This is a genomic window from Acinetobacter sp. YH12102 (assembly GCF_013419125.1).
In the GTDB taxonomy this organism is placed as follows: Bacteria; Pseudomonadota; Gammaproteobacteria; order Pseudomonadales; family Moraxellaceae; genus Acinetobacter; species Acinetobacter pseudolwoffii.
Genome location: NZ_VPAS01000017.1, coordinates 1 through 23216, shown reverse-complemented (window position 1 = coordinate 23216; position 23216 = coordinate 1). Strand labels below are relative to the sequence as shown.

The 23216-nt window shown below is 43.2% G+C and carries 19 protein-coding genes; 12 read left to right on the top strand and 7 right to left on the bottom strand.

The genetic code is table 11. The features are described from left to right. The first annotated feature begins 40 nt into the window (after window positions 1–40). The 3 genes from ilvD to FTU42_RS13195 all read left to right on the top strand — a co-directional run bounded on the left by ilvD (window position 41) and on the right by FTU42_RS13195 (window position 3467). Window positions 41–1726 carry a dihydroxy-acid dehydratase gene (gene ilvD / locus FTU42_RS13205; protein WP_004280835.1) on the top strand — a complete coding sequence of 562 codons (1686 nt, stop codon included), beginning with the start codon at window positions 41–43 and terminating at the stop codon, window positions 1724–1726. A gap of 150 nt (window positions 1727–1876) precedes the next feature. Beyond that, complete coding sequence (locus tag FTU42_RS13200; RefSeq protein ID WP_180083567.1) at window positions 1877–3199, top strand: hypothetical protein; 1323 nt, start codon at window positions 1877–1879, stop codon at window positions 3197–3199. Beyond that, on the top strand, window positions 3180–3467 hold the full coding sequence (locus FTU42_RS13195) for a chorismate mutase (RefSeq protein WP_005173592.1): 288 nt from the start codon (window positions 3180–3182) through the stop codon (window positions 3465–3467). Before FTU42_RS13200 ends, FTU42_RS13195 begins: the two co-directional genes overlap by 20 nt. A 122-nt stretch (window positions 3468–3589) precedes the next feature. On the opposite strand, the gene FTU42_RS13190 is transcribed toward FTU42_RS13195, so the two are convergent. From FTU42_RS13190 to FTU42_RS13180, 3 genes are all read right to left on the bottom strand, one after another. After that, on the bottom strand, window positions 3590–4885 hold the full coding sequence (locus tag FTU42_RS13190; protein WP_148334914.1) for a solute carrier family 23 protein: 1296 nt from the start codon (window positions 4883–4885) through the stop codon (window positions 3590–3592). Between the two features lie 306 nt (window positions 4886–5191). After that, window positions 5192–7876 carry a phosphoenolpyruvate carboxylase gene (gene ppc, locus FTU42_RS13185; RefSeq protein ID WP_180083564.1) on the bottom strand — a complete coding sequence of 895 codons (2685 nt, stop codon included), beginning with the start codon at window positions 7874–7876 and terminating at the stop codon, window positions 5192–5194. Window positions 7877–8026: 150 nt separating this feature from the next. After that, window positions 8027–8650 carry a TetR/AcrR family transcriptional regulator gene (locus FTU42_RS13180; RefSeq protein WP_100535506.1) on the bottom strand — a complete coding sequence of 208 codons (624 nt, stop codon included), beginning with the start codon at window positions 8648–8650 and terminating at the stop codon, window positions 8027–8029. Between the two features lie 148 nt (window positions 8651–8798). Here FTU42_RS13180 and FTU42_RS13175 point away from each other — a divergent pair, with 148 nt between their 5' ends. From FTU42_RS13175 to FTU42_RS13155, 5 genes are all read left to right on the top strand, one after another. Then, window positions 8799–9902 (top strand): efflux RND transporter periplasmic adaptor subunit, encoded by a 1104-nt coding sequence (locus FTU42_RS13175; protein WP_180083560.1) that lies wholly within the window; start codon window positions 8799–8801, stop codon window positions 9900–9902. Window positions 9903–9904: 2 nt separating this feature from the next. After that, entirely contained in the window at window positions 9905–13042 is a 3138-nt protein-coding gene (locus FTU42_RS13170; RefSeq protein ID WP_180083557.1) for an efflux RND transporter permease subunit, read from the top strand. A 130-nt stretch (window positions 13043–13172) separates the two neighbouring features. Further along, window positions 13173–13550 carry a hypothetical protein gene (locus tag FTU42_RS13165; protein ID WP_180083555.1) on the top strand — a complete coding sequence of 126 codons (378 nt, stop codon included), beginning with the start codon at window positions 13173–13175 and terminating at the stop codon, window positions 13548–13550. 104 nt (window positions 13551–13654) lie between these two features. Continuing rightward, window positions 13655–14773: a molecular chaperone DnaJ gene (gene dnaJ, locus FTU42_RS13160; RefSeq protein WP_005094779.1), complete on the top strand. Its 1119-nt coding sequence runs from the start codon at window positions 13655–13657 to the stop codon at window positions 14771–14773. A gap of 305 nt (window positions 14774–15078) precedes the next feature. Next, window positions 15079–15549 (top strand): spore coat U domain-containing protein, encoded by a 471-nt coding sequence (locus FTU42_RS13155; RefSeq protein ID WP_159138977.1) that lies wholly within the window; start codon window positions 15079–15081, stop codon window positions 15547–15549. Window positions 15550–15561: 12 nt separating this feature from the next. Here FTU42_RS13155 and FTU42_RS13150 read toward each other — a convergent pair whose 3' ends face one another. From FTU42_RS13150 to FTU42_RS13135, 4 genes are read right to left on the bottom strand one after another with little or no spacing between them, the layout of a single operon-like run. Then, window positions 15562–16548, bottom strand: a complete 987-nt coding sequence (locus FTU42_RS13150; protein ID WP_180078782.1) for a spore coat U domain-containing protein — start codon at window positions 16546–16548, stop codon at window positions 15562–15564. Then, complete coding sequence (locus FTU42_RS13145; RefSeq protein ID WP_180078784.1) at window positions 16539–18884, bottom strand: fimbria/pilus outer membrane usher protein; 2346 nt, start codon at window positions 18882–18884, stop codon at window positions 16539–16541. The genes FTU42_RS13150 and FTU42_RS13145 overlap by 10 nt, the downstream gene beginning before the upstream one ends. 37 nt (window positions 18885–18921) lie before the next feature. Then, complete coding sequence (locus FTU42_RS13140; protein ID WP_166134614.1) at window positions 18922–19671, bottom strand: molecular chaperone; 750 nt, start codon at window positions 19669–19671, stop codon at window positions 18922–18924. 24 nt (window positions 19672–19695) lie between these two features. Beyond that, window positions 19696–20235: a spore coat U domain-containing protein gene (locus FTU42_RS13135; RefSeq protein WP_180078786.1), complete on the bottom strand. Its 540-nt coding sequence runs from the start codon at window positions 20233–20235 to the stop codon at window positions 19696–19698. A 707-nt stretch (window positions 20236–20942) separates the two neighbouring features. Between FTU42_RS13135 and FTU42_RS13130 the strand changes: the two genes are divergently transcribed. From FTU42_RS13130 to FTU42_RS13115, 4 genes are read left to right on the top strand one after another with little or no spacing between them, the layout of a single operon-like run. Beyond that, window positions 20943–21221, top strand: a complete 279-nt coding sequence (locus tag FTU42_RS13130) for a DUF4258 domain-containing protein (RefSeq protein WP_005108768.1) — start codon at window positions 20943–20945, stop codon at window positions 21219–21221. A gap of 15 nt (window positions 21222–21236) precedes the next feature. Further along, window positions 21237–21674: a hypothetical protein gene (locus tag FTU42_RS13125; RefSeq protein ID WP_005108767.1), complete on the top strand. Its 438-nt coding sequence runs from the start codon at window positions 21237–21239 to the stop codon at window positions 21672–21674. Next, entirely contained in the window at window positions 21674–22003 is a 330-nt protein-coding gene (locus FTU42_RS13120; protein ID WP_005108764.1) for a hypothetical protein, read from the top strand. The genes FTU42_RS13125 and FTU42_RS13120 overlap by 1 nt, the downstream gene beginning before the upstream one ends. Window positions 22004–22034: 31 nt before the next feature. Continuing rightward, window positions 22035–22910: a hypothetical protein gene (locus tag FTU42_RS13115; RefSeq protein ID WP_180083552.1), complete on the top strand. Its 876-nt coding sequence runs from the start codon at window positions 22035–22037 to the stop codon at window positions 22908–22910. The last annotated feature ends 306 nt before the right edge of the window (window positions 22911–23216 follow it).

Here is a 23216-nt window from a genome sequence, read left to right as displayed (position 1 = left end):
GACCCATGTTTAAAATTGGTCATCGCCAAGGAATAAAATAATGAGTAAAGATAATATTCGTGAGCATTCAGCCCCTGTCTATGAAGGTATTGAAAATGCACCGGCGCGTTCCATGATGCGTGCCACCGGTTTTCAGGATGCCGATTTTAACCGGCCATTTATTGGCATCGCTTCGACCTGGGCCAATGTCACGCCTTGTAATATGCATATTGATGGTCTGGCCAGAACCGTAGAGCAGGGCGTGAGTGCGGCGGGTGGCAAGGGCATTATCTTTAATACCATTACCATTTCAGATGGCATTTCCAATGGCACCGAAGGCATGAAATATTCCCTGCTGTCACGGGAAGTGATCGCAGATTCGATTGAAACCGTGGTCGGCTGTCAGGCTTATGATGGTGTGATTGCCATTGGTGGCTGTGACAAAAACATGCCCGGTTGCATCATGGGATTGGCGCGCCTCAACCGTCCGGGGCTGTTTATTTATGGTGGAACCATTAAACCGGGCGAAGGCCATACCGACATGATTTCGGTGTTTGAAGCGGTGGGTCAATATGCCAAAGGTGAAATCAACGCGATTCAGGTCAAGCATATTGAAGAGGTTTCCTTGCCAGGTCCGGGTTCGTGTGGCGGTATGTACACGGCCAACTCGATGGCCTCTGCGATTGAAGCTTTAGGCATGAGCCTGCCGGGCTCTTCGGCACAGGAAGCGGTATCGGAAGACAAGCAAATTGACTGTGCCCGGGCCGGTGAAGCGGTGATGAACCTGTTGCGACTGGATATTAAGCCGCGCGACATCATGACCAAAGCCGCCTTTGAAAACTCAATTAAAGTCTTGATTGCGCTGGGTGGTTCGACCAATGGTGTACTGCATCTTTTAGCCATGGCACATACCGCAGGAGTGGAATTGAGTCTGGATGATTTCGTGCGGATTGGTAAAGATATTCCGGTGGTGGCCGACGTGCGTCCATCAGGTAAATATCTGATGTCAGAACTGATTGCGATTGGCGGGATTCAACCACTGATGAAGCGCATGCTGGATGCCGGCATGCTGGATGGCTCATGTCTGACGGTCACAGGTAAGACGCTGGCAGAAAATCTGGCCGATGTGCAGGACTATCCGGAAGGCCAGCAGATTATTCTGCCTTTTGATGCGCCAGTGAAAAAAGACTCGCATCTGGTGATTCTAAAAGGCAATCTGTCACCGAAGGGCGCGGTCGCCAAAATTACCGGTAAGGAAGGACTGCATTTTGCTGGCCCGGCTCGCGTGTTTGAAGGTGAGCAGGGTGCCATGCGCGGTATTCTGGATGGCGAAGTCCAGCCGGGTGAAGTGGTGGTGATTCGTGGCGTTGGTCCCAAAGGTGGCCCGGGAATGCCAGAAATGCTGAAACCGACCTCTGCGATTATCGGGAAGGGCTTAGGCGCTTCAGTTGCCCTGATTACCGATGGACGCTTCTCGGGTGGCAGTCACGGTTTTGTGATTGGTCATGTCACCCCCGAAGCTTATGATGGCGGCCCGATTGGTCTGGTACAAAATGGCGACCAGATTTCAATTAATGCGGAAACCCGGGAAATGACCTGGCATGTGGATGAGCCGGAGATTGCAGCACGTCAAGCAGCTTGGATCAAACCAAAACCGAACTATACCCATGGAGCACTGGCCAAATTCGCCAAACTGACCTCAGGTGCAGAAACCGGGGCGGTCACTGACTTGAATCTTGACCTCTAATCCATTGTTAAACATTGAACATTTGCTTATGACTTGATATAAGTTTTTACACCATGCAGGGCTTTGGCTCTGCGATCTTAAAAATAGATTATTCTGCGCAGATTTAGCTTTGTCGAGCTGCGCACTGTCATTCTTGTCGAGGCCGATCTCATGTCGCTGTTACGCCGTTGGTTTGATCCAATCCGATCGAGTTGGTTTTACCAGAAACCAATCCGTCAAACGGTGTTATCTATTCAAGATGGGCTGAGTATCCATTTAAGACTGGATGATGTGTACAGCTATCTGGCGGTACAGCAGTTACCGCAGCTTGAAGAAATTTTAAGTCCGCAGCTCAAGCCGCTGAAAGTCGTCATTTCCAGTGCGCATGCCGAAGCACCCAATCAGATGTCTTTTGAGGAATGGCAGCATTACACGATTAATGATGCCAAGATCTTGTCGAAACAGCATCGTTTCAGTTTTCATGACACGCCAGAATTGCCAAGCGCTGAAGCCTTGCAACAGGCGGAACTGATTTTACGGCGCACCCCGCTACGCGGGCAGGATTTCCTGTATCTGCTGGAAGATGTATTTCATATGCTCTGGCAAAAGCAGACCGGAAAATTACGTACCTTATATGCCATGGCCAGCCGCCATCATCAGCCACAGGATTTTCCCGAACGCATTTTTGACCAGACCCCGGTTCTGGCCAGCTATTTTGATTTGGGGGGCCGCCAGTATCAGGCGGTGGATGACCTATTACGTCTGACTCGGCGTCTGGAGCAGCAGAAACTGCTCACCGGCAATCCGATTTTCCTGATCAATCATATTGAATGGCGTGAGCATCTGATCAGTGATGCCGAAGAGCTGAACGAGATCCAGTCGATGGACCCGGAACTGGATTTATATATTGCGCTGGAAGATCCGATTTCCTGGTTGTTGCTGGCCTATATCAAAGAAGAACTGGCGGATTATTATAATATCCAGCTGAAAGTCTATCCTTTGTCTTACCGTGGCCGGGATGAGTTTGACTGGAGTCTGGCCACGCGTTTATCGAAACGGACTGAGGTCGAATTTACCCCGTTCTGCCGTCCGACTGAGCCGGCGATTGCCCCCATGGCGCAGTTATTTTATAGCTGTCCTGAAGAACAGCGCATTGAGGCCATGTATCAGATCTTGCAAGCTGTCTGGACCCGTGGTCAAGACTTGTCCTATGCACCGCATTTCCAGCGTATGCAGCAGCAACTCAACATTGCCGAGCTGAGCCAGGACGATATTCTGGCCAAGTTGCAGGACAATGATATACTCTGTGAAATGAAGTCGCAGCCGAACTTTCCGGTACTGGAATTGCGCATCGATGATCAAAGTTATACATTTAATAGCTTATATCGGGTCTGGATGATTGAAAGTATTTTCAGTAATGTGTTAGAAGAAAAGTATAAGAGTAATAATCAAACTGAAAGTGAACTGAAAAAACATGGAAAAGATCAAAGCTGAATCATTAGAACATGCACGTCAACAGATCGATGCCATTGATACAGCTTTAGTTGAGCTGATCGCTGCGCGTCAATTTTATGTTGATCAAACCACCCGTTTTAAAAAAACTGAAACCGATTTACAGTCACCTGAACGTATGGAACAGATTGTAGAACATGTCAGAGCACTGGCGCAGCAGCAGGGCGTCGATCAGGAATTTATTGAACATCTGTATCGTGAAATGTTTCATTATTTCATTCAACGTGAATTGAAAGAGTTTCGCCCTTAACCAGACTTGTGCTTTAACAGAAGCCTTGCGGGGCTTCTTTTCATTTCTTTCATCGCAAAGTTGCAAAATATAAAGATAAAAAAAGCAGCCTAAGGGCTGCTATAAATTTTCAATTTTTACGGTTATTTTTTATCGACCAGACTGAAGAACCAGTTTAAGAACAGGGCTGCAAACGTTGCCGTACCAATACCACCCAGATTGAAGCTACCAAAAGTCAGGGCAAAATCACCCGTACCTAAAATAATGGTCACCGCAGCCACCATCAGGTTCTTGTTCTGCGAAAAATCGACCTTGTTCTCAATCCAGATTTTGGCACCAGCAATAGTAATCAAACCAAAGACTATAATCGAAGCACCGGTCAGAATCGCCGTTGGAATAGTATGAATCACCGCACCAAACTTAGGCGATAAACCCAGGAACACAGCAAAGACACCCGCGACTGCAAAGATGATGGTCGAGTAAACCCGTGTCACGGCCATTACACCAATGTTTTCACCATAGGTGGTCATACCCGGCGCACCCACACCACCGGCTAAAGTGGTTGCAATACCATCTGCTACAAAGGCTTTACCAATATGCGGATCTAGGTTTTCACCGGTCATCGCGCCTACGGCTTTAATATGGCCCAGATTTTCAGCCACCAGAATCAAGGCAATTGGCGCAATGATTAACATCGCATTCAATTCAAAGGTCGGTGCATGGAAAGTCGGTAACCCAAACCAGGCCGCTTGCTGAATGGGAAGGAAGTTGATTGCAGTACCATAACCCATGATATTGCTGAGCATGAAATAGATCAGATAGGCCAGTAACAGACCGACCAATAATAGCAGGCGTTGCAGCAGGCCTTTGGTAAAGACGGCAATCGAGCCCATGCACATCACGGTAACGAGAGACATCCACATATTAAAGGTGTTGCCCATGACGCTTTTAACCGTGACTGGAGCAAGGTTCAGGCCAATGATCATCACCACGGCACCGGTCACTACCGGTGGCATCAGCTTTTCGATCCAGCGGGTGCCCGTCGCCATGACCAGAAAGCCCATCAGCGCATAGAAGATGCCACATGCGATAATCCCGCCTGCTGCAACGCCAATATTCGGATTCAGTCCGCCACCACCCGCATAACCAGTTGCTGCGATGACCACACCAATAAAGGCAAAGCTTGAACCTAGATAACTTGGAACCCGGCCACCGGTGATTAAAAAGAACAGAATAGTACAGATCCCTGACATTAAAATCGCCAGGTTAGGATCAAAGCCCATTAAAAAAGGTGCCAGTACAGTCGCGCCAAACATGGCAAAGGCATGCTGTACACCCAAAACTACCGTTTGTGCGGGTGGCAAATACTCTGCGGTACCTACTGGTCGTGCATCGATACTGCCCTCATAAGGGCGCCATTTGGGAAACCAACTGGACATAAAATGAGCACTCAAAAGATAAATTGTGCACATCATACTCCGGTTTTTTGGAAGTTTTAATCACTCCTTTCAACTTTTTGTTCAAGTTAATTCATTGACTTTTATTTATTTTTTATCAATTGGTAAATATTTTTAATATAAAAGTAGCGTTAAATCAGTGGATTAATCATATAGCTATGCTTAAAATTCACTCATAAAGATTTGTTATTTTAGTTATAAAAAATACGATGCAGTGAGTGGTTTTGGCCAATTCATGTACAAAAAAAGCACATCACCAGGATGTGCTTTGAATGCGAGGGCGAAAAATCAGCCGGTATTGCGTAAACCCGCAGCAATTCCGGCAATACTGACCATCAAGGCATGATCCACCGGGGTATTTTCAGCTTGCTGCTGTTGCAGATAGAGACGACGACGTTTCATCAGCTCGGCTTGCAGCAAATGTAGTGGCAACAAATACGGTTTACGGACTTTCATGGATTGATCCAGTACGCCGTTGCTACTCAACAATTTGGATTCACCCTTTAACGTCAGCAAGGTCTGTACAGCATCCTGCAAACGCTGGCGCAGCTCTGTGCCGAGTACTTTGAGATCTTCATCTTGGGTCAGATGTGATTCATAGTACAAGGCCACATGTGCATCGGCTTTGGACAGCACCATTTCCAGCATATCAATCAGGGTCTGAAAATATGGCCACTCTGCCAGCATCTCATCGAGTACCGCCCGTTGCCCCTGATCCAGTACTTTATTCAGCGCGGCACCGGTACCCAGCCAGGCAGGTAACATCAGACGAATCTGGGTCCAGGCAAATACCCACGGAATCGCACGCAAGGACTCAATCCCGCCACTGACTTTACGTTTCGCCGGCCGTGAACCCAGCGGCAACATTTGCAGTTCAAGTTCCGGAGTGACAGTGCGCAGGTATTTGACAAAGTGCGGGTTTTCCCGCACGGTCTGGCGATAGACCTGAACCGAGAGTTCGGTCATTTGATGCATCAAGTCGCGCCATTCCTGTTTCGGCTCGGGTGGCGGGAGCAAGGTCGCTTCTAAGGTCGCAGCGGTATAAATTTCCAGATTCTGCAGGGCAATCTCTTCCAGTCCGAATTTAAAGCGGATCATTTCGCCCTGTTCAGTCACCCGAATCGTGCCTGAAATCGACCCCGGTGGCTGTGAGAACAAGGCTTGCTGGGTTGGCGCACCGCCACGGCTGATCGAACCGCCACGGCCATGGAACAGGGTCAGCTGAACGCCATGTTGCTGGGCAATCGTCGTCAGTTCTTCCTGAGCACGGTACTGCGCCCAGTTGGCCGACATAAAACCGGCGTCCTTGGCTGAATCCGAATAGCCAATCATCACTTCATGCTTGCCCTGAATATGCTGTTTATACCAATGCATATTGAACAGGGTCGACATGGTCTCGGCTGCACCGTCCAGATCTTTGAGGGTTTCAAACAGCGGTACTACTCGTAATGCGTGCTTGATACCCGCTTCTTTTTGTAGAAGCAATACCGCCAGCACATCACTTGGATATTCCGCCATGGAAATAATATAGGCACCCAGAGACTCACTTGGCTGTTCTGCCAGAGTGCGCATGGTGGCAAAGACTTCCTGTACATCCGGATGTTGAATCAGACTGCCGGCTGGTTCATTCAGATGTTTTGGGAGCAAGGGACGTTTGCTTTGCAATTCTTGCAGTAAAAAGTTTTGACGTGCCTGTTCGGTCCAGGTTTCAAAATTTCCCAGCCCTAAATATTCGGTAATCGCCGAGATCGCCTGACGGTGACGTCCTGATTCCTGACGAATATCCAGTTTCAGTAACTCAATTCCAAAGCTGTTGACCCGGTAAATAAAGTCCAGCAGGCTGCCATTGGCAATTTCGGCCAGATTGCAGTGCATTAAGGAGCGATAGCAGGTCAATAGTGGCTGTAATAGCTCATCTTTACTTTTAATGACTAAACTATCATCGGCATCATTGCCCTTTAATTTTTCTGCCAGCCAGTGTCGGGTCGCTTTCAGGCGGCTACGGGTGTCACGTAAATATTCACGGTAGGGTTCCGGATGATCCAGACCCAATGCCTCGGAGATTTCCGTACTACATTGCTGAATGGAGAGTTCCCAGCGCAGGTTCTCAATATCGCGTAAATACAGATCGGCAGCTTTCCAGCGTGACAGCCATAATACTTCTTGCGTCACATTATGGGTAACATTCGGGTTGCCATCGCGGTCACCGCCCATCCAGGAAGCAAAACGTACCGGTGCAATATCTAAGGGCAAGTTCTGGCCGCATTGTTGTTCGACCATGCCATTTAATTCCCGGATAAATTTCGGAACCGCATTCCACAAGGTCTGTTCAATGGTAGTAAAGCCCCATTTGGCTTCATCGATCGGGGTCGGGCGATGCTGACGGATTTCATCGGTTTGCCAGGCCGAGCTAATCAGCTGTTTCAGATCTGCCAACACCGCCTGACGTTCACGCGGCGTGAGTTTCTGCTGGTCGAATTTGGACAGGGCATTATTGATACCATCATATTTCTGGATCAGGGTGCGGCGGCTGACTTCTGTCGGATGCGCGGTCAGTACCAGTTCAATTTTTAATTCACAGATTTGCTGGTACAGCGTGTCGGCAGAAATCTCCTGCTGTTTAAATTTTTCAAATAACGGTACCAGAGGATTAGGGGATTCTGCCGTGTCATCGAATTCGCTTTGACGGCGACGACGCACCACATGATATTGTTCGGCAATATTGGCAAAGTTCAAAAAATGGGTAAAGGCACGGGTTAGAGGCAGGATTTCCGCATCTTCCAGGCTCAAAAATAATTGTTCTAGCTGTTTTTCTGCTTCGACCTGTCCATCACGTGCGCCTTTAGATAAAGCACGAATCTGCTCAATCTGATTAAACAAATCCTGCCCCGCATGTAATTTTAAGGTTTCCCCCAGCAAATTACCCAGTAAGCGTACGTCTTCGCGTAGTGGTGCATCAATTTGTTGAATCATTTTTATATTCCCTTAAATGCTTGCTTTGACTATACCGCGACTGTAGGACAATCCAAGTCCTTTACAGACAAAAGTTGCAGATATTTTGCAGGTTTTTTAGCAAATTTTAGCCAGTATCCTGTCGCCAGCACTCAAGCGATCAGAAGGAATTTAATCAGCAATGGCATATTTCAGCATAAACAATTCAATCGCCTGATTAATGATCTGCTGCTGTTCTGTACTGGAGGGCGGAGCTGTAAGTCCGAGCAGGATTTTTTGATGACGTGTTCCGGTCAATAGGGACACGATCAGTTCGGTCTGTTTCTCGGGTCGATCGACCTGAATAAACTGGTAGTGCTGCGCCAGCGCAAAGAAATCATGCCAGACCGCCTCCAGTTTGGCATGCGAGGCCTGATAAAACTGCTCTGCCAGCGGGCTTTGCTGCGAGGCCAGCTCCATGAGTAATAGGTCCAGTTTGATGGCTTCAGGCAGGCTAATAATATTCAAAGCGCGTAAACAGGCCCGATAAAATTCCTGAGCAAAGTCACTGCTTGGCTGCAAGACCTGCGGATGCTCATGCAGAATGGCTTCACAGGTATCTTCAATGGCACAGCTGAACAGCGTCGCCTTGTCCTGAAAATGGTTATAGACCGTCAGTTTGCTCACCCCTGCTTCACGGGCAATCTGGTTCATGCTGGAGGCATGATAACCATGCGCTAAAAATAGCGCTTTGGCCGCGCTCAGGATGCGTTGGCGCTTCTCCAGATCTTTCGGTCGTCCTACAGGTATTTGCACAATTTCTTCCAAAAAAAGTCAACTTGGTCATTGCTTTGAGGGTTCTGTTGTAATTAGTGTACCGGGTGGTATATTAATTAAAAAACAAGCAATTCAATATATCAGCATAGTTTGCCCGAAAAAAGATGATCAGATAAGAGCGAATAAGATGAGCAGGATTTACAGCGTGTTGGCTGGCATGATGATGCTTTGCAGTGTGACCTTAAATGGGTGCAGTAAAGATACAATCGCCGCAGAACAGGAAATTCCCTTTGTCATGGTGACCACACCGAGCACTTCACAGCATGAACTGAAAAGTTATGCCGGCGATGTGCAGGCGCGTCAGCAAACAGCACTGGCCTTTCGGGTAGCGGGACAGGTGACCCAGCGCTTCGTTGATGTCGGGGACCAAGTCAAAGTCGGACAGGTGCTGGCCACACTGGATGTAAAAGATGCCCAGTTGCAGCTGAATGCGGCACGTGCCCAGCTGGAAAACGCGCAGTCTGCCAGTAAAATTGCTCAGGATGAACTACAGCGTTTCAAGCAGCTGTTACCGGTCAATGCCGTGAGTCGCTCGCAATATGATGCCATCGATAATCAATATAAAGCTGCACAGTCGAGTCTGAAACAGGCGCAATCCAATTATGATACTGCCAAAAACCAGACCACTTATAACCAGCTGATTGCCACTAAAAATGGCGTGATCACGGCACGCAATATCGAAACGGGTCAGGTGGTTGCCGCAGGGCAGGCGGCATATGAGTTAGCCATTTCCGGTGAGCGTGAAGTGGTGATTGGCGTGCCGGAACAGGCCATTTCAGAGATCAAGGTCGGACAGCCTGCCACGGTGACATTATGGTCCAAACCTGAAGAAAAATTTGCCGCTTTTGTTCGCGAGATTTCACCGGCAGCAGACCAGTCGCGTACCTTCAGGGTTAAAGTTTCCTTACGTGAAGGCAATGGCCAGATCCAGCTGGGACAAAGTGCCCGGGTATTTTTTCAGCACAGCCGCGATAATATGCTTAGTGTGCCGCTATCGAGTGTCTCGGCAACAGATCAGCAGGCTTATGTGATGGTGGTCCAGCCGGATCATACCTTACGTAAAGTTCCGGTTCAGCTCGGTGCCTATGGCCGGGACAGTGTTCCTGTACTCAGTGGCCTCAAGCCGGAAGACTATGTGGTGATTGGCGGCGTACATCTGCTGCGTAACCAGCAAAAAATCAATCCGATTGATCGTGAAAACCGTCGTGTGACCATTCAGGCAGGGAGTTAAGCATGAACTTTAACCTGTCGGAATGGGCCTTAAAAAATAAAGGTCTGGTGCTGTATTTCATGATCCTGCTCGGTCTGATCGGCATCGTCTCTTATTCCAAACTGTCACAAAGTGAAGATCCACCTTTTACCTTTAAAGTCATGGTGATCCAGACCTATTGGCCGGGTGCCAGTGCCAAAGAAGTATCCCTACAGGTCACTGACCGGATTGAAAAGGAACTGATGACCACGGGACAGTATGACCGCATCATGGCCTATTCGCGTCCGGGTGAATCCATGGTGACTTTTGTTGCCAAGGATTCCCTGGCTTCGAAAGATGTCGCTGATGTCTGGTATAACGTGCGCAAGAAGGTGGGCGATATCCGGCATGAATTGCCACAAGGGGTACAAGGTCCGTTCTTTAATGATGAATTCGGCGATACCTTTGGCAATATTTATGTGCTCAAGGGTAAAGATTTTGACTATGCGACCCTCAAGGAATACGCCGACCGCTTACAGCTGCAATTGCAACGGGTCAAAGATGTTGCCAAAGTTGAGCTGATTGGCCTGCAAGACCAGAAAATCTGGATTGAGATTTCCAATACCAAGGCCATTCAGCTGGGCGTTCCAGTCATGGCGATTCAGCAAGCTCTGCAGCAGCAAAATGCCACCACCCAGTCCGGTTTTTTTGAAACCAGTTCAGACCGGATTCAGGTGCGGGTCAGTGGTGCATTAAACAGTGTTGAAGAGTTAAGACAGATGCCGCTGCTGGTCAATGGCAAAACCATTCAGCTGGGGGATGTCGCAGAAGTCTATCGTGGCTTTAGTGATCCGGCGCAGCCCCGGATGCGCTTTATGGGCGAAAACGGCATTGGTATTGCTGTATCGATGCGCAAGGGTGGGGACATCATTGCCTTGGGTAAAAATCTAGAACAGGAATTCGCCCGCCTGCAAAAAGCCCTGCCACTTGGCATGGAGCTGCAAAAAGTCTCGGACCAGCCGGTGGCGGTCAAACGCAGCATTAACGAATTTATGAAAGTGCTGGCAGAAGCGGTGATTATCGTATTGCTGGTCAGTTTTTTCTCGCTCGGTTTCCGGACCGGTCTGGTGGTGGCTTTCTCGATTCCACTGGTGCTGGCCATGACCTTTGCCGGTATGCAGCTGTTTGATGTCGGACTGCATAAAATTTCCTTGGGAGCCCTGATTCTGGCCCTGGGTCTTTTGGTCGATGATGCCATTATCGCGATTGAAATGATGGCGATTAAAATGGAGCAGGGTTATAGCCGTTTACAGGCGGCCGGGCATGCCTGGCGCACCACCGCTTTTCCGATGCTGACCGGGACTCTGATTACCGCTGCCGGTTTCCTGCCAATTGCCACTGCAGCATCGAGTACCGGGGAATATACCCGTTCGATTTTCCAGGTAGTGACCATCGCATTGCTGGTGTCTTGGATTGCCGCGGTACTGTTTGTCCCATACTTAGGCGATAAACTTCTGCCGGATTTCAACAAAGATTTAATTCAGAAAGCACCGTGGTACCAGCGTCTTTGGGCACGTCTGCGCAGACAGCCAGAACCTCAGCCGATTGTGCATCATGCCGGCGAACATTATGACCCTTATCAAACCCGGTTTTATCAGGGCTTTCGCCGTTGGGTCAATGCCTGTGTGTCCTATCGTAAAACTGTCATTGTTGCCACGGTCGGAATTTTTATCCTGTCTATTTTAATGTTTAAGCTGGTGCCGCAGCAGTTTTTCCCACCTTCAAATCGAGCTGAAATTCTGGTGGATCTCAAACTTGAAGAAGGTGCATCACTGAAAGCCACTGAAGCTGCAGTAAAAAAAGTCGAAGCCTTTTTATCGAAACAAGAGGGCATTGATAACTATGTGGCTTATGTTGGGATGGGATCGCCGCGTTTCTATTTACCGCTCGATCAGCAGTTGCCGCAAACCAGTTTTGCCCAGTTTGTAGTGCTGGCATCCTCTTTAGAGGATCGAAATGAAATCCGTAAATCCTTAAGTGATCAGATTCGAAAGTTATTGCCAGAAGTGCGTACCCGGGTGTCTTTGCTGGAAAATGGCCCACCGGTGGGTTATCCACTGCAGTTCCGGGTGTCGGGTGAAGACCTAGGATTAGTCCGTGAATGGGCGCAGAAAGTTGCAGCCACCGTGGGAGAAAATCCGAATACCACCAATGTGCATCTGGACTGGGGAGAGCCGAGCAAAGTCATCAAATTGCAGATTGATCAGGATCGTGCCCGTCAGCTTGGGGTGAGCAGCAGTGAACTGGCCAATGTGCTGAACAGCTCGATTTTGGGGGCTGGTATTGATCAATATCGGGAAAAACGTGAACTGATCGAGATCCGTTTACGTGGTGCTCAGGCTGAACGGGTGGAGGTAGCATCTTTAGCCAGTCTGGCTGTTCCGACCGCAACCGGTACATCGGTACCTTTGGCGCAGCTGGCCAAGATTGAATACAGCTTTGAAGAAGGCCTGATCTGGCATCGGAATCGTTTACCGACCATTACTGTGCGTGCCGATATTCGTAGCAAGTTGCAGCCCGCTACTGTGGTCAATGAACTCAAAGAGCCACTGGAAAAAATCCGGGCAGAGCTGCCGAATGGCTATCTGCTGCAAGTGGGCGGTACGGTTGAAGAATCTGCTCGCGGACAGAACTCGGTCAATGCCGGCATGCCTTTATTCCTCGCAGTCGTCATGACCCTGCTGATGATTCAGCTCAAAAGCATCTCACGGGCCTTTATTGTGTTCCTGACTGCACCTTTGGGCATTATCGGAGTGGTGTTATTCCTGTTAATTTTCAATAAACCTTTCGGTTTTGTTGCGATGCTCGGAACGATTGCCTTATCCGGAATGATCATGCGCAACTCGCTGATTCTGATTGACCAGATTGAGCAGGATATTCAGGCCGGAGAGTCGCAGTGGGATGCCATTATTAATGCCACAGTACGCCGTTGTCGCCCGATTGTCTTGACCGCATTGGCCGCTGTTTTAGCCATGATTCCCTTGTCCCGCAGTATTTTTTTCGGGCCGATGGCAGTGGCAATTATGGGCGGTTTAATTGTGGCGACACTTCTGACCCTGTTTTTCCTGCCTGCCTTATATGCACAATGGTTTAAAGTGAAAAAAAGTTTAAATTCTGTTTAAAATTGTCATAATTTCAGGTGCGAAATATTGAAATTTTCAATATAGTAGCAGCTGAGATTTTTATAATTTAAAAAAATAAGTAACTACTGCATTGGCCGAACTGCCAATCCGGTAATGAGGTTAAACCAACATGACTCAAACTACATTAACCAAGATGCGACGTTCCGTAGCGATGGCTTATGTCTTCATGTTTTTGGCCTTATTTACGCTATTTAGTGGACTTTTTGCCTACTGGTTGGCCCGTAAAGTGACACAAGTCGATTATGCCGAAGTCTGGTTACAAGCACAGGCCTTGTGGATCATGCGAAATATCGTGATTTATACCATTTTGGCGCTCTTTGCTGCGCTGTGGTTTATTCCGCTGTTTTTCTTTGCCTGGGACAGCCAGTTATGGGTCAAAGCCTGTGTCGTGACCGGGGTGATTTTCAGCTTTATTGCCTTTGTTTTCCTGCTCAATGCCTGGTTTAAAGGCCTGCATAAATTCTCTCAAAATAAAGCTGTGTTCTAAAGCATATAATTTTTTTCATATTTCCCCTTGTAAAATCAGGTTTGACCCCAATTTCAGACCTCAGTTGAATATTAAACAAAATTCCGTGAGGAGCATCGCCAGACATGGCTAAACGTGATTATTATGAGGTTTTGGGCGTCGCTAAAACCGCTAGTGATGATGAAATCAAAAAAGCCTACCGTAAGTTGGCGATGAAATATCATCCAGACCGTAACCCGGACAATGCTGAAGCTGAAGATAAATTTAAAGAAGCAGCAGAAGCCTATGAAGTGCTGTCTGATGGTGAAAAGCGCAGCATGTACGACCGTATGGGCCATCAGGCCTTTGAAGGGGGTATGGGCGGCGGTGGTGGCTTCGGTGGTGGTTTCAGCGCAGAAGACATTTTCAGCCAGTTCGGTGATATTTTCGGTGGTGCTTTCGGTGGTGGCGGTGGTCGTGGCCAGCAACGTGCGCGCCGTGGTTCGGACTTACGCTATGTGATGGAATTGACCCTGGAAGAAGCGGTCAAAGGCGTCAAGAAAACCATTACTTTTACTGCACCGGCACCATGTGATGCCTGTGATGGTAAAGGCTCAAAAAATCCAAATGATGTAGAAACCTGCCGTACCTGCCATGGTGCCGGTCAAGTGCGTATGCAGCAAGGTTTCTTCTCGGTGCAGCAAACTTGTAGTACCTGTCGCGGTCAGGGCAAGATCATCAAGAACCCATGTAATAAATGTCATGGTTCAGGTGTGTCGGATCGTCAGCAAACGCTGGAAGTTACTATTCCTGCGGGTGTGGATAATGGCGACCGCGTACGCTTGACCGGTAAAGGTGAAGCGATTCGTGATGGTCAGTCAGGTGATTTGTACGTCGAAGTGGTGGTGCGTGAGCACGAAATCTTCCAGCGTGATGGTGCTGACCTGTATATGGATGTGCCGGTTTCAATCGCCGATGCAGCGTTAGGTAAGGAGGTTCAGATTCCGACTCTAGACGGTCGAGTAAGCCTGAAAATTCCTGAAGGGACGCAAACGGGTAAACTGTTCCGCTTACGTGGCAAAGGTGTTAAACCGGTACGTACCAGCATGCAAGGTGATTTGCTGTGCCGTATTGTAGTGGAAACACCAGTTAATTTAAGTGCACGTCAACGTGAACTGTTGAAAGAGCTGCAAGAAACTATGGATGGTGAAGACAGTAAATCATCACCAAAGAAAAAATCATTCTTTGATCGTTTGTTTGATTGATCGAATGAAAATAAAGAAGGACGCTGCGGCGTCCTTTTTTGTGCTTTAAATTTATACTATGATAGAAATAGAATTAGGTACTTGAAATGGGATTTCGCATAAGAGTTTTTATGTTAAATCTAGCCTGTTTGCCCTTTTATTTTTGAATTGTTTACTAGATGGCAGCATAGTTGAGTAAAATCGAATAATATGATTAGAATCATGAAATTTAGTGCGTAATCCAGACTATTACTTTAAATAGTTAGCTTTTTACTCTCTACAATTCAGATTAATATAATTATCTATATTGGATATAGGCACATTCAATGAAAATTTTTAAATATTCATTTGTAATTCTAGCTGTAGTTTCAGTCTCTGCTTATACCATGAGTGACCGGCAGTCCACACAGTTTCAGGTCAAAATAAAAGTCAATGAAATTTGTGATATCGGCACAGGTTCTACTTCTAATATAGATTTTGGTACGATTTCTCGTAATACCCAAAATATCCAGGCAACGGGTAGTCTAAATGTCTCATGTACTAATGGTACGCCTTACAATATTTCACTAAATAGTGATGGTACACTAAAGAATACTCAGGATGCTTCCTTGAAGCTTTCATATCGACTTTATCAAGATGCATCTATGAGCAAAGAATGGGGAAACAGCTCTGAAAATCTTTTTTCACAACACGGTACAGGACAAACTCAAAATATTACCATTTGGGGGAAAGTGCCTGATACTAACGTTCCTGCCGGTCAATATATAGATACAGTTACTGCTACGATTACCTATTAAATATAGAGTTTTCTAATAAGTTAAAGTCACAGTAATGGTATCGGAATATTTCCCTATACTGCTAATGCTTTGCGATGGGACCATCGCATAAACAGGGATAGTCTGGTGGGTTATAGAATATGAAGTATCCGCCTGCCAAATGTTCGAGTGACTTGGATCCTGATATAAACCGTATTGAATATAACTTCCTAAAGAATTTTTCATACGTCTTTGTGAGCCCAATGGATTTAGACCATTATTTAAACTTACCTTCATATTGGTACCCATTGGACATGCTAATTGAATAGTCCCTGAACGATATAAAGTATTATTCAATAGCTCCACTGAACCAAAATCTATATCTGATGCAGATAAAATCAAACAGCTATTTTCATAGTTAGAATTGACGACTATATTGTTAGTTGAGCTATTTTGACTAGCTAGAGCTTCTAAATCTGAAGGTGTTTCTAAGCCATAGCGATAAGCATAGTATAGCTTTATAGAAGTACTATTGGTTTTATAGGAGCCAGCAGGTACATTTTGTCCTGCAAGAACTTGACCATATATTTTGACTAATGTACTTGGATTTCCTGTATTAGCACCTACTTGAACAGACTGGCACTGAGCTGTGTTTTTAGCGTCTGAGTTTGGTATCTTGCGTGTTCGTGCGACATCATAATATAAGTTATAATTTAATAAGGAAGCAGGATAGTTATCATAGTTAATCATTGTGCGAGGATCTTTAGCCGCTGGATCTATACTATCAACTACCATACATATCTTATATGTCACGGGCTGACTCCAGTTTGAATTACATGTTACGGTAATATCCGTAGAAGCTGTCATCGAGCCTTGAATGTTCGCTGTGCCTAGGCTTAAATTACCTCCACTTACCCAGCAACTCTCTGCATAAGCAGATGAAGAGCATATGCTATAAGCTAAAAACAATAAGCTCATACAAGCTAAACGCTTGATGAGGCCATAAGCTTTGATTCGGTTAAATTGATGAGTTATTGACATACCACCCTTCCTAAATCGCTAAAACCTTCAAGAGTGGAAACTTCAGGAAGATTCACTTGGCATTGCTTAAGCTCATCGCCAATATATAATTTATTATTTTTCACATCATCTAAATATACAATACCATCATGAGCTACAATGGTTTTAGAAGGCTGCTGTATTGATGGTTGAATATCCCAAACCGATTTACCCACTGCGAGATTCTCTCCCTGATCATCGACTGCCTGTAATTGCACGGATTTCACTTGATACATTGGAAAACGAACGAATACACCACTTGCCTGACGAGGTACAACATCTTGCTGTGTTGTTTCTATTTTTAAATTTATTGGTAGGTTTAGGGTATCAACTGCTACACTATTATGCTGATATGGATTTAGACGATCCAATAGCAAATATCCTTTCTGATTAGTTTTACCAATCAAACGATTCTCCATACGCACCGGTACGCTAGCAATATTATCTGTTGAGACAATAGCAAATGAACCGTTACTCAAACGTGTGGGGAGTATCACATCTTTTAGAATAACTAAACCTCCGTTGACTGAGGCAAAAGCGCTGGTATTATTTTGTTGGTCTGATGCTGTATGTTGCACATTTAATTGTGCTAACCCATAGCGACCGAGATAGTCGATCTGCCCCTGAAACTGTGAGTATTGATCTGTACGATTGGCCATGGCTTGCCATCCCATCCCTCCCTGATCTTGATTTAGCGCATGCATTATATTGAGACCAAACTGTTGGTTATCATGACTACGCTGTATTGATGCTGTGGCTGAGTTGCGTTGCGCCCAAGGGATATTAAGTGATAGATAGTAACTATCTTTTTTATTAATTAAATCATGACTATAACCTAAATTCATGTTCATACGTCGCGGCAAGATATAAGACCAGTTCAGCAATACAAACTTACTCTCTTGCTCTGTGTATTTTTGCTGGATATAGCTACTTCCCAACTGACCAATTTTAGTATTAAAACCTATATAAAATTGGTCTGATTTACTGGCAAATGCCGCATCATTCAAGCTGGCAATGTCATTAAACTCACCAAACTGTCGTAGTCCATTATAATTTAAACTTATTAATGTAGAGTTCCAGCTATAACCTAGGCCTAATAATTGTCCATGTTGCTCAGGTGTACGACTATAAGCATAAGAGAGATTAAGCTGTCCTGCACGTTTGCCTAATTGATAGAGTGTGCCTAGTCCTACCTGTTGCAATTGATCGGTCAATTCAGTATGTGTTTCCAGAGTAAGTTTATTTAATATTCCATAACGATAGCTCCCACTAAATGCAGGATCTTGTGCATAATCAAATGAAGATAAGCCATAATTTAACTTTGGATAACCTACATTAAAAGACCAGTCATTTAAGCCTTGTGCGAGTAGGTTATTTGTACCATATAAGGGAATACTCAGTACTTGCTGTTGGCCATTAATATCTGTAATGACCATTTGTGCATTGCCTGCACCTGTAATACTCGGTACTGATTGAATATCAAATTGCCCAGGTACTATATTTTCTGAAAACTGCTTAATACCATTAATTATTAAATCTACTTGTGAAGGCAATGCTACCTGGCCTTTAAAACTCATTAAGGGGGTCGTCACGGTATAGGGTTGTAAAGCGAAATTTTTCGATAAGCTAAGACCACTCAATCGAGTAGAGCGTGTCCATGATAGTGCATTACTTTGTGCATCACCTAAACGTAGTCTAAGCAATTTTTCTGGGATATCTTTTTCCCAATATGTATCCAGTATATGATGATTTATAAAGGCATTATCTTGATATTGGTAGTTACCAGAAAGGCTGAATACCCCACCAAATAGCCCAAAAACACGAAATTCATTCCAACCATTTAAAGAAAATATATTCTCATACTGCTGAGCAAAAGCAGTGTAATTGAGTAAGACACCTGTTTTTTCATGCAATGGATTAACTTTTGCAGCAGGCAGATGCTGATAGCCATATTGATGTTGACTGCTTAACAGTGTAATAGGTACTTGGATTGAGATTTTTTGATTGAGGTCGTCATATTTATAGCTTAGCCCTTCAATCTGATCAAGTGCGATATAGGATACCTGATCAATTATGATTGGTTCTATCTCGGTAGTAATGGCGAAATTTTTTAAGGAAGCTACATCAATATAGAGTTGCTGATCTTGTTGTAAAAAATGACCAATTTGAATCTGTGTAGACTGATTTACTTCTACATCCAAATACAATTCCTGTTGAATCGCACTGGCTATATTGGATGAGTATTGTTCTGCAAATGTTGTTGGTGCTGTGACCAGCATCATTCCTGCAAGTATAAAATTGCTTGCTCGAACATTCAATGATCAGAAACTCCCTATCCCTAAAGCTTATTTTGTATTAGGGAGATAATGGTAGAGTTTGTTCACGAAGATCCATATTAACTACAGCTATAAACTTTCCACCACGCGTAACATTTATATTATTTGGAATTTTCCATTGCATGCTTTTCCCACTAAGTACATAACCCATCAATCCCATTTGAATTGGTATTTTTTTGCCTTGCGCATCCATGTAGGCAAACTGACTAAAGCGCTTATAATGACCAGACTGATTGTTGATTGTTAGTGTTTGCTTATTATATTTAAAGCTCATACCTTGCAGGGATGTTATGCCTTGATCTGTATCATTAATGTCCGATACTTTTAAAAAAACAGGAATGGAATATTTGAGTAACAATTGTAGACCACTTTGTACATTAGTCTGGGAGTTAGGTAATTCATCCACGATGAGGCGATAAGCTTGTTCAGTCGTACTTGCTATTTGAGTATTGCGGATCAATCGAACCAATTGCCGTTGTCCGGCAGGAATGCTAATGACCATAGGACTAGCAATTAGATCTTTGGAGTTTGTTAAAATATCTTGTTGATTGCTTTGTGTCCAAGCGTTCACTCGTACTTGTGCACGAATACTCTCATTACCTGTATTGGTCAACCAAAGTTCTTTGACTTTTTCTTGCGGTGAAAATTCTAATAAAATAGGCGCAACTTGCAAACTGGCAGCATGCGCCTGTGTTATAAAAATACTAGCTGCCAAGATTCCTGCACCACAAATGTGGAATACATGAGAGAATTTGGCTGGCTTTTTCATGTGGACTCTTTACGATAATAAAAATTAATAAGTTACTGTGGCTGTGACGGTATCTGCATAGTTACCAGCGCGTACATTTGTAGAGCCAGATAATTTAGCAACTACCGGGATAGTCTGTACACTACCTGAACCAGTTGCAGAATATCGATTATTGTCGTTGTCCCACTCTGCTGTATCACTGGATGCTTTAAATAATTGATAAGCAATGCTAGACGTAGGGTCGGTCGTATGAGTCATTTTTCCACTACTAGATAAACCAACGCTGTAGGGTGTCTGACTGGTACAGGTTACATTTAGATTACCTGTTTTATCTGTTGCTGCGATACCACTATTTACTTTATCAAAATCGATATCTGTAGCACTGATCGCACATGTTGATACAACTTCAATTTTAACTTGGAAGGTTGTATCCGCAGCTTTAGTAGAAGCATTCGTCTGTCCTGCTATAAATACGCCAGAAGAAAGCAATAATGCTGTAGTGATAAAGTTTTTCATATAAGGGCCTATTAATAATGAAACAGATGGTTTTTTTAAAAACTTGCTGTTATTTTTTAATAGTTTCATAAAAAAATTTTACTACTAAAAAATAGAGTGTGAAACATATCACATTTTATGACTTTTTCAATATTTATTGACGTTATTTTAAGCGACTTTAATTCGTATCCTGGACGGCACACCCGACGCTGATTTAAGAAATCTAAATAATAAAAAACCCCAGCATCCTGCCGGGGTTTTTTATCGTTGCTGATTGTGCTGTTGTACCCTCTGGTCCATGTGCAATAACTTATAATTTTTGTTTTATGTTATGGAACATCCTGTTCCTGATGACTTGATCATAGGAAAATTCCAGTATGCCGCATAGCAGCAAAGGGCCGAGATTGATGTGAGCCTAAGCGTACAAAATAGCCTAAATTTTATCCCCAGCAATTGGGGATAGTTTTAAGGATTCAAGCATTGATAAAATTTAAAAAACCCCGAAATTGAGCGTTTTTTAGACGATTTTATTGGCGAAAGATTACAAATCTGCTTAAAAAACACACGAGTTGTAAAAACGTGTGTTTTTTGATCTTTTGGGTTTTGGATTTATTGAGTTAACTATTTGATAAATAATACTATTTAAAAAGGCGTTTCGTATAACGCCCATTATGTTAAATAAGAAATGAAAAAATAATAAAAGTCAAAAAATGCAATAATCTGACTTTTTAATAAATTAAAATTTGACTTTAATTTATTTCAATTGTATCCTGTGTGTAGATTAAATGAGGAGATATATGGTGAACTTAACTAATCACTCTATCCAAAGAATGAAGCAGCGTAATATTAATCAGGATATGATAATGTTAGCTAATATTTTTGGGGAACCTAGTAAAAAAGGCGAAAAGATAGTTCTAAAAAGAAAAGATATTTATAGAATTATGAAAGCCTTAGAGGTTTTAGAAAGACGTGGTGGTATTACTATAGTTGATGATAAGGATACTTTAATAACAACTTATTTTAATGATTCATTTAATCGAAAATTAAAGTCAAATAATGACCTTAATTTAAGTTAAGAAATAGGAAAAATTATGCCACTTATCTTTAACACTGAAGCATTTGCAAAAGTACCTGAAAATTTAGTTGATTCTAATAAACCTAATATCAAAAAGTATAATGTCCGTGTACATAAAACTGATTTAGTTATTTTAGATGCTTTAGCTGCACGTTCTGGAATATCGAGATCTCAATTACTTAATCAACTTGTAGAAAAAATTCTATTGAATACTTTGTGCACCTTAGATACAAGAGCAGCATATTATGTTGCAAACGTTGCCAATAAATTAGCAGGTATTTCACCAAAAGAGGGATGGGTCTTGGATCTAGCAAGCCAAAAATATTCAGTGGTTCATGAGTTAGAAGAGTTATGTAGATATGAAAATGCTTGCTCAGAAGAACATACTGATCGAGATCAGATCCATGAAAAAATATCTCAAGCACATAAAGATGGAAAATTAGGAAAAATTTAATGGCTACATTAAGAGAGAAATTGAAAGATACATTGGAAGAAAGTAATACATCTGTTTATGAAGTGGTATCTCTACGGGTGCCAAGTAAAATTGCTGCTATGATAGATATTATATCTATTACAATGAAAACCCCAGTGGCTTCACTTCTAACTGATGATATAACTGAAGCATTAGTATTTGAACTGCTATCTGATTCTCGAAATATTGAATTAATTAATGATTTATACGCTATAGATAGTTCAATTATTTCTGGTGGATGCTTAAAAATTCTTGAGCAAAACCAAATTTTCGAACAAAAAATAGAGTTCCTTTTGGATAAAGATATTTAAAAATTTTCATCATATTCATCTTGAGATATAAATGTTTATTACCACATATAATCTAGACTTACTCATAAATGCTGTATGTTATGAAGAAAGCACAAATGGAATATCTTTTACTCCAAATTTTGAAAATATTGACTGTTTATCTAAAATTGAAAAAGATAAATTAAAAAAAATGGAATTTTTCTTTAGAAGTCTTAATCTAAACAGACCAATTAAATTTAATCCTATCGAAAGAGAGGATAGTAAAAAATATTTATATAAAGAAAACTATCCTGCTTTTCATAAAAGTGATAAATGTCCCAGATTAAAAGCAAAATGGTCTAATATTTATCTTCCTCAAGAGGTAAAAGATAAAGGAGATCATATTATTGCTAAGTTTAGAAAAATCGTTATGGATCAATTGTATAAGAGTCAAGATGCTTTAACTGATGAAGGCTTTATTACTTCATTAAAAATAGAGTTTGGTATTGCAGATATAAACTTTGGTCGTGAAATAAAAGATAATTCAAATGCAGTAGATTTTTCAAAGCAAATAGCAATGTTATCTTTAGAAGATGCTAATAAACAAATTGAATTTTTATCAAAAGAATTAGATTTTTTCCCAAAAAAATCAGAATTACATAAAAAAGTTTTTCAAATGCGGTATTGGGATGTAGCAAAAATTAGATGGATTGAAAAAAATCGTTCTGAGGAAGAGAAGAAAGTAGCAAATGAACTTGCAAATTTAAAAGCGAATTTAATTGTGGCTATAATGACAGCATTTCAATATGAAAATAATTTTGATATGAATAATATTGAGGAAGAAATTTTATTAAGTTTAAATTTTAGAAAATGTTCAACATGTTTTAAGGATGAAATCCCTAGTTTTAACGATGAATTTAAGGGAATGATTAATAAAAATATTTATTAATTATTTAAATGCATGAATAGCTGAAATTTAACTATAAGCGAAAGAGTTAATTTTAGGTAGCTTTGAGATTAACATAATACACGTTATACGAAGCCAAAATGTAAGCCCAAAATAGAAATGTCTGGTTTCTCCAAAGTAAAAATGTCCGCTTTTAGAATATGCACTTTTGCGATTATTGAAGCGGACGGTTTGATATGTTGGTGTCTATGTCGGATAAAGAACTTAAACGATTGTCGGTCTTGCAGGAAATCTGCGATCAACGCATAACTCAATCCCAGGCTGCTCAGCTACTTCATATTTCAGAAC

Excerpts from the sequence above, each read along its gene's own strand:
- ilvD (WP_004280835.1), top strand. The coding sequence starts at position 41 with ATGAGTAAAGATAATATTCGTGAGCATTCAGCCCCTGTCTATGAAGGT.
- FTU42_RS13200 (WP_180083567.1), top strand. The coding sequence starts at position 1,877 with ATGTCGCTGTTACGCCGTTGGTTTGATCCAATCCGATCGAGTTGGTTT.
- FTU42_RS13195 (WP_005173592.1), top strand. The coding sequence starts at position 3,180 with ATGGAAAAGATCAAAGCTGAATCATTAGAACATGCACGTCAACAGATC.
- FTU42_RS13190 (WP_148334914.1), bottom strand. The coding sequence starts at position 4,885 with ATGTCCAGTTGGTTTCCCAAATGGCGCCCTTATGAGGGCAGTATCGAT.
- ppc (WP_180083564.1), bottom strand. The coding sequence starts at position 7,876 with ATGATTCAACAAATTGATGCACCACTACGCGAAGACGTACGCTTACTG.
- FTU42_RS13175 (WP_180083560.1), top strand. The coding sequence starts at position 8,799 with ATGAGCAGGATTTACAGCGTGTTGGCTGGCATGATGATGCTTTGCAGT.
- FTU42_RS13170 (WP_180083557.1), top strand. The coding sequence starts at position 9,905 with ATGAACTTTAACCTGTCGGAATGGGCCTTAAAAAATAAAGGTCTGGTG.
- FTU42_RS13165 (WP_180083555.1), top strand. The coding sequence starts at position 13,173 with ATGACTCAAACTACATTAACCAAGATGCGACGTTCCGTAGCGATGGCT.
- dnaJ (WP_005094779.1), top strand. The coding sequence starts at position 13,655 with ATGGCTAAACGTGATTATTATGAGGTTTTGGGCGTCGCTAAAACCGCT.
- FTU42_RS13155 (WP_159138977.1), top strand. The coding sequence starts at position 15,079 with ATGAAAATTTTTAAATATTCATTTGTAATTCTAGCTGTAGTTTCAGTC.
- FTU42_RS13150 (WP_180078782.1), bottom strand. The coding sequence starts at position 16,548 with ATGTCAATAACTCATCAATTTAACCGAATCAAAGCTTATGGCCTCATC.
- FTU42_RS13140 (WP_166134614.1), bottom strand. The coding sequence starts at position 19,671 with ATGAAAAAGCCAGCCAAATTCTCTCATGTATTCCACATTTGTGGTGCA.
- FTU42_RS13135 (WP_180078786.1), bottom strand. The coding sequence starts at position 20,235 with ATGAAACTATTAAAAAATAACAGCAAGTTTTTAAAAAAACCATCTGTT.
- FTU42_RS13130 (WP_005108768.1), top strand. The coding sequence starts at position 20,943 with ATGGTGAACTTAACTAATCACTCTATCCAAAGAATGAAGCAGCGTAAT.
- FTU42_RS13125 (WP_005108767.1), top strand. The coding sequence starts at position 21,237 with ATGCCACTTATCTTTAACACTGAAGCATTTGCAAAAGTACCTGAAAAT.
- FTU42_RS13120 (WP_005108764.1), top strand. The coding sequence starts at position 21,674 with ATGGCTACATTAAGAGAGAAATTGAAAGATACATTGGAAGAAAGTAAT.
- FTU42_RS13115 (WP_180083552.1), top strand. The coding sequence starts at position 22,035 with ATGTTTATTACCACATATAATCTAGACTTACTCATAAATGCTGTATGT.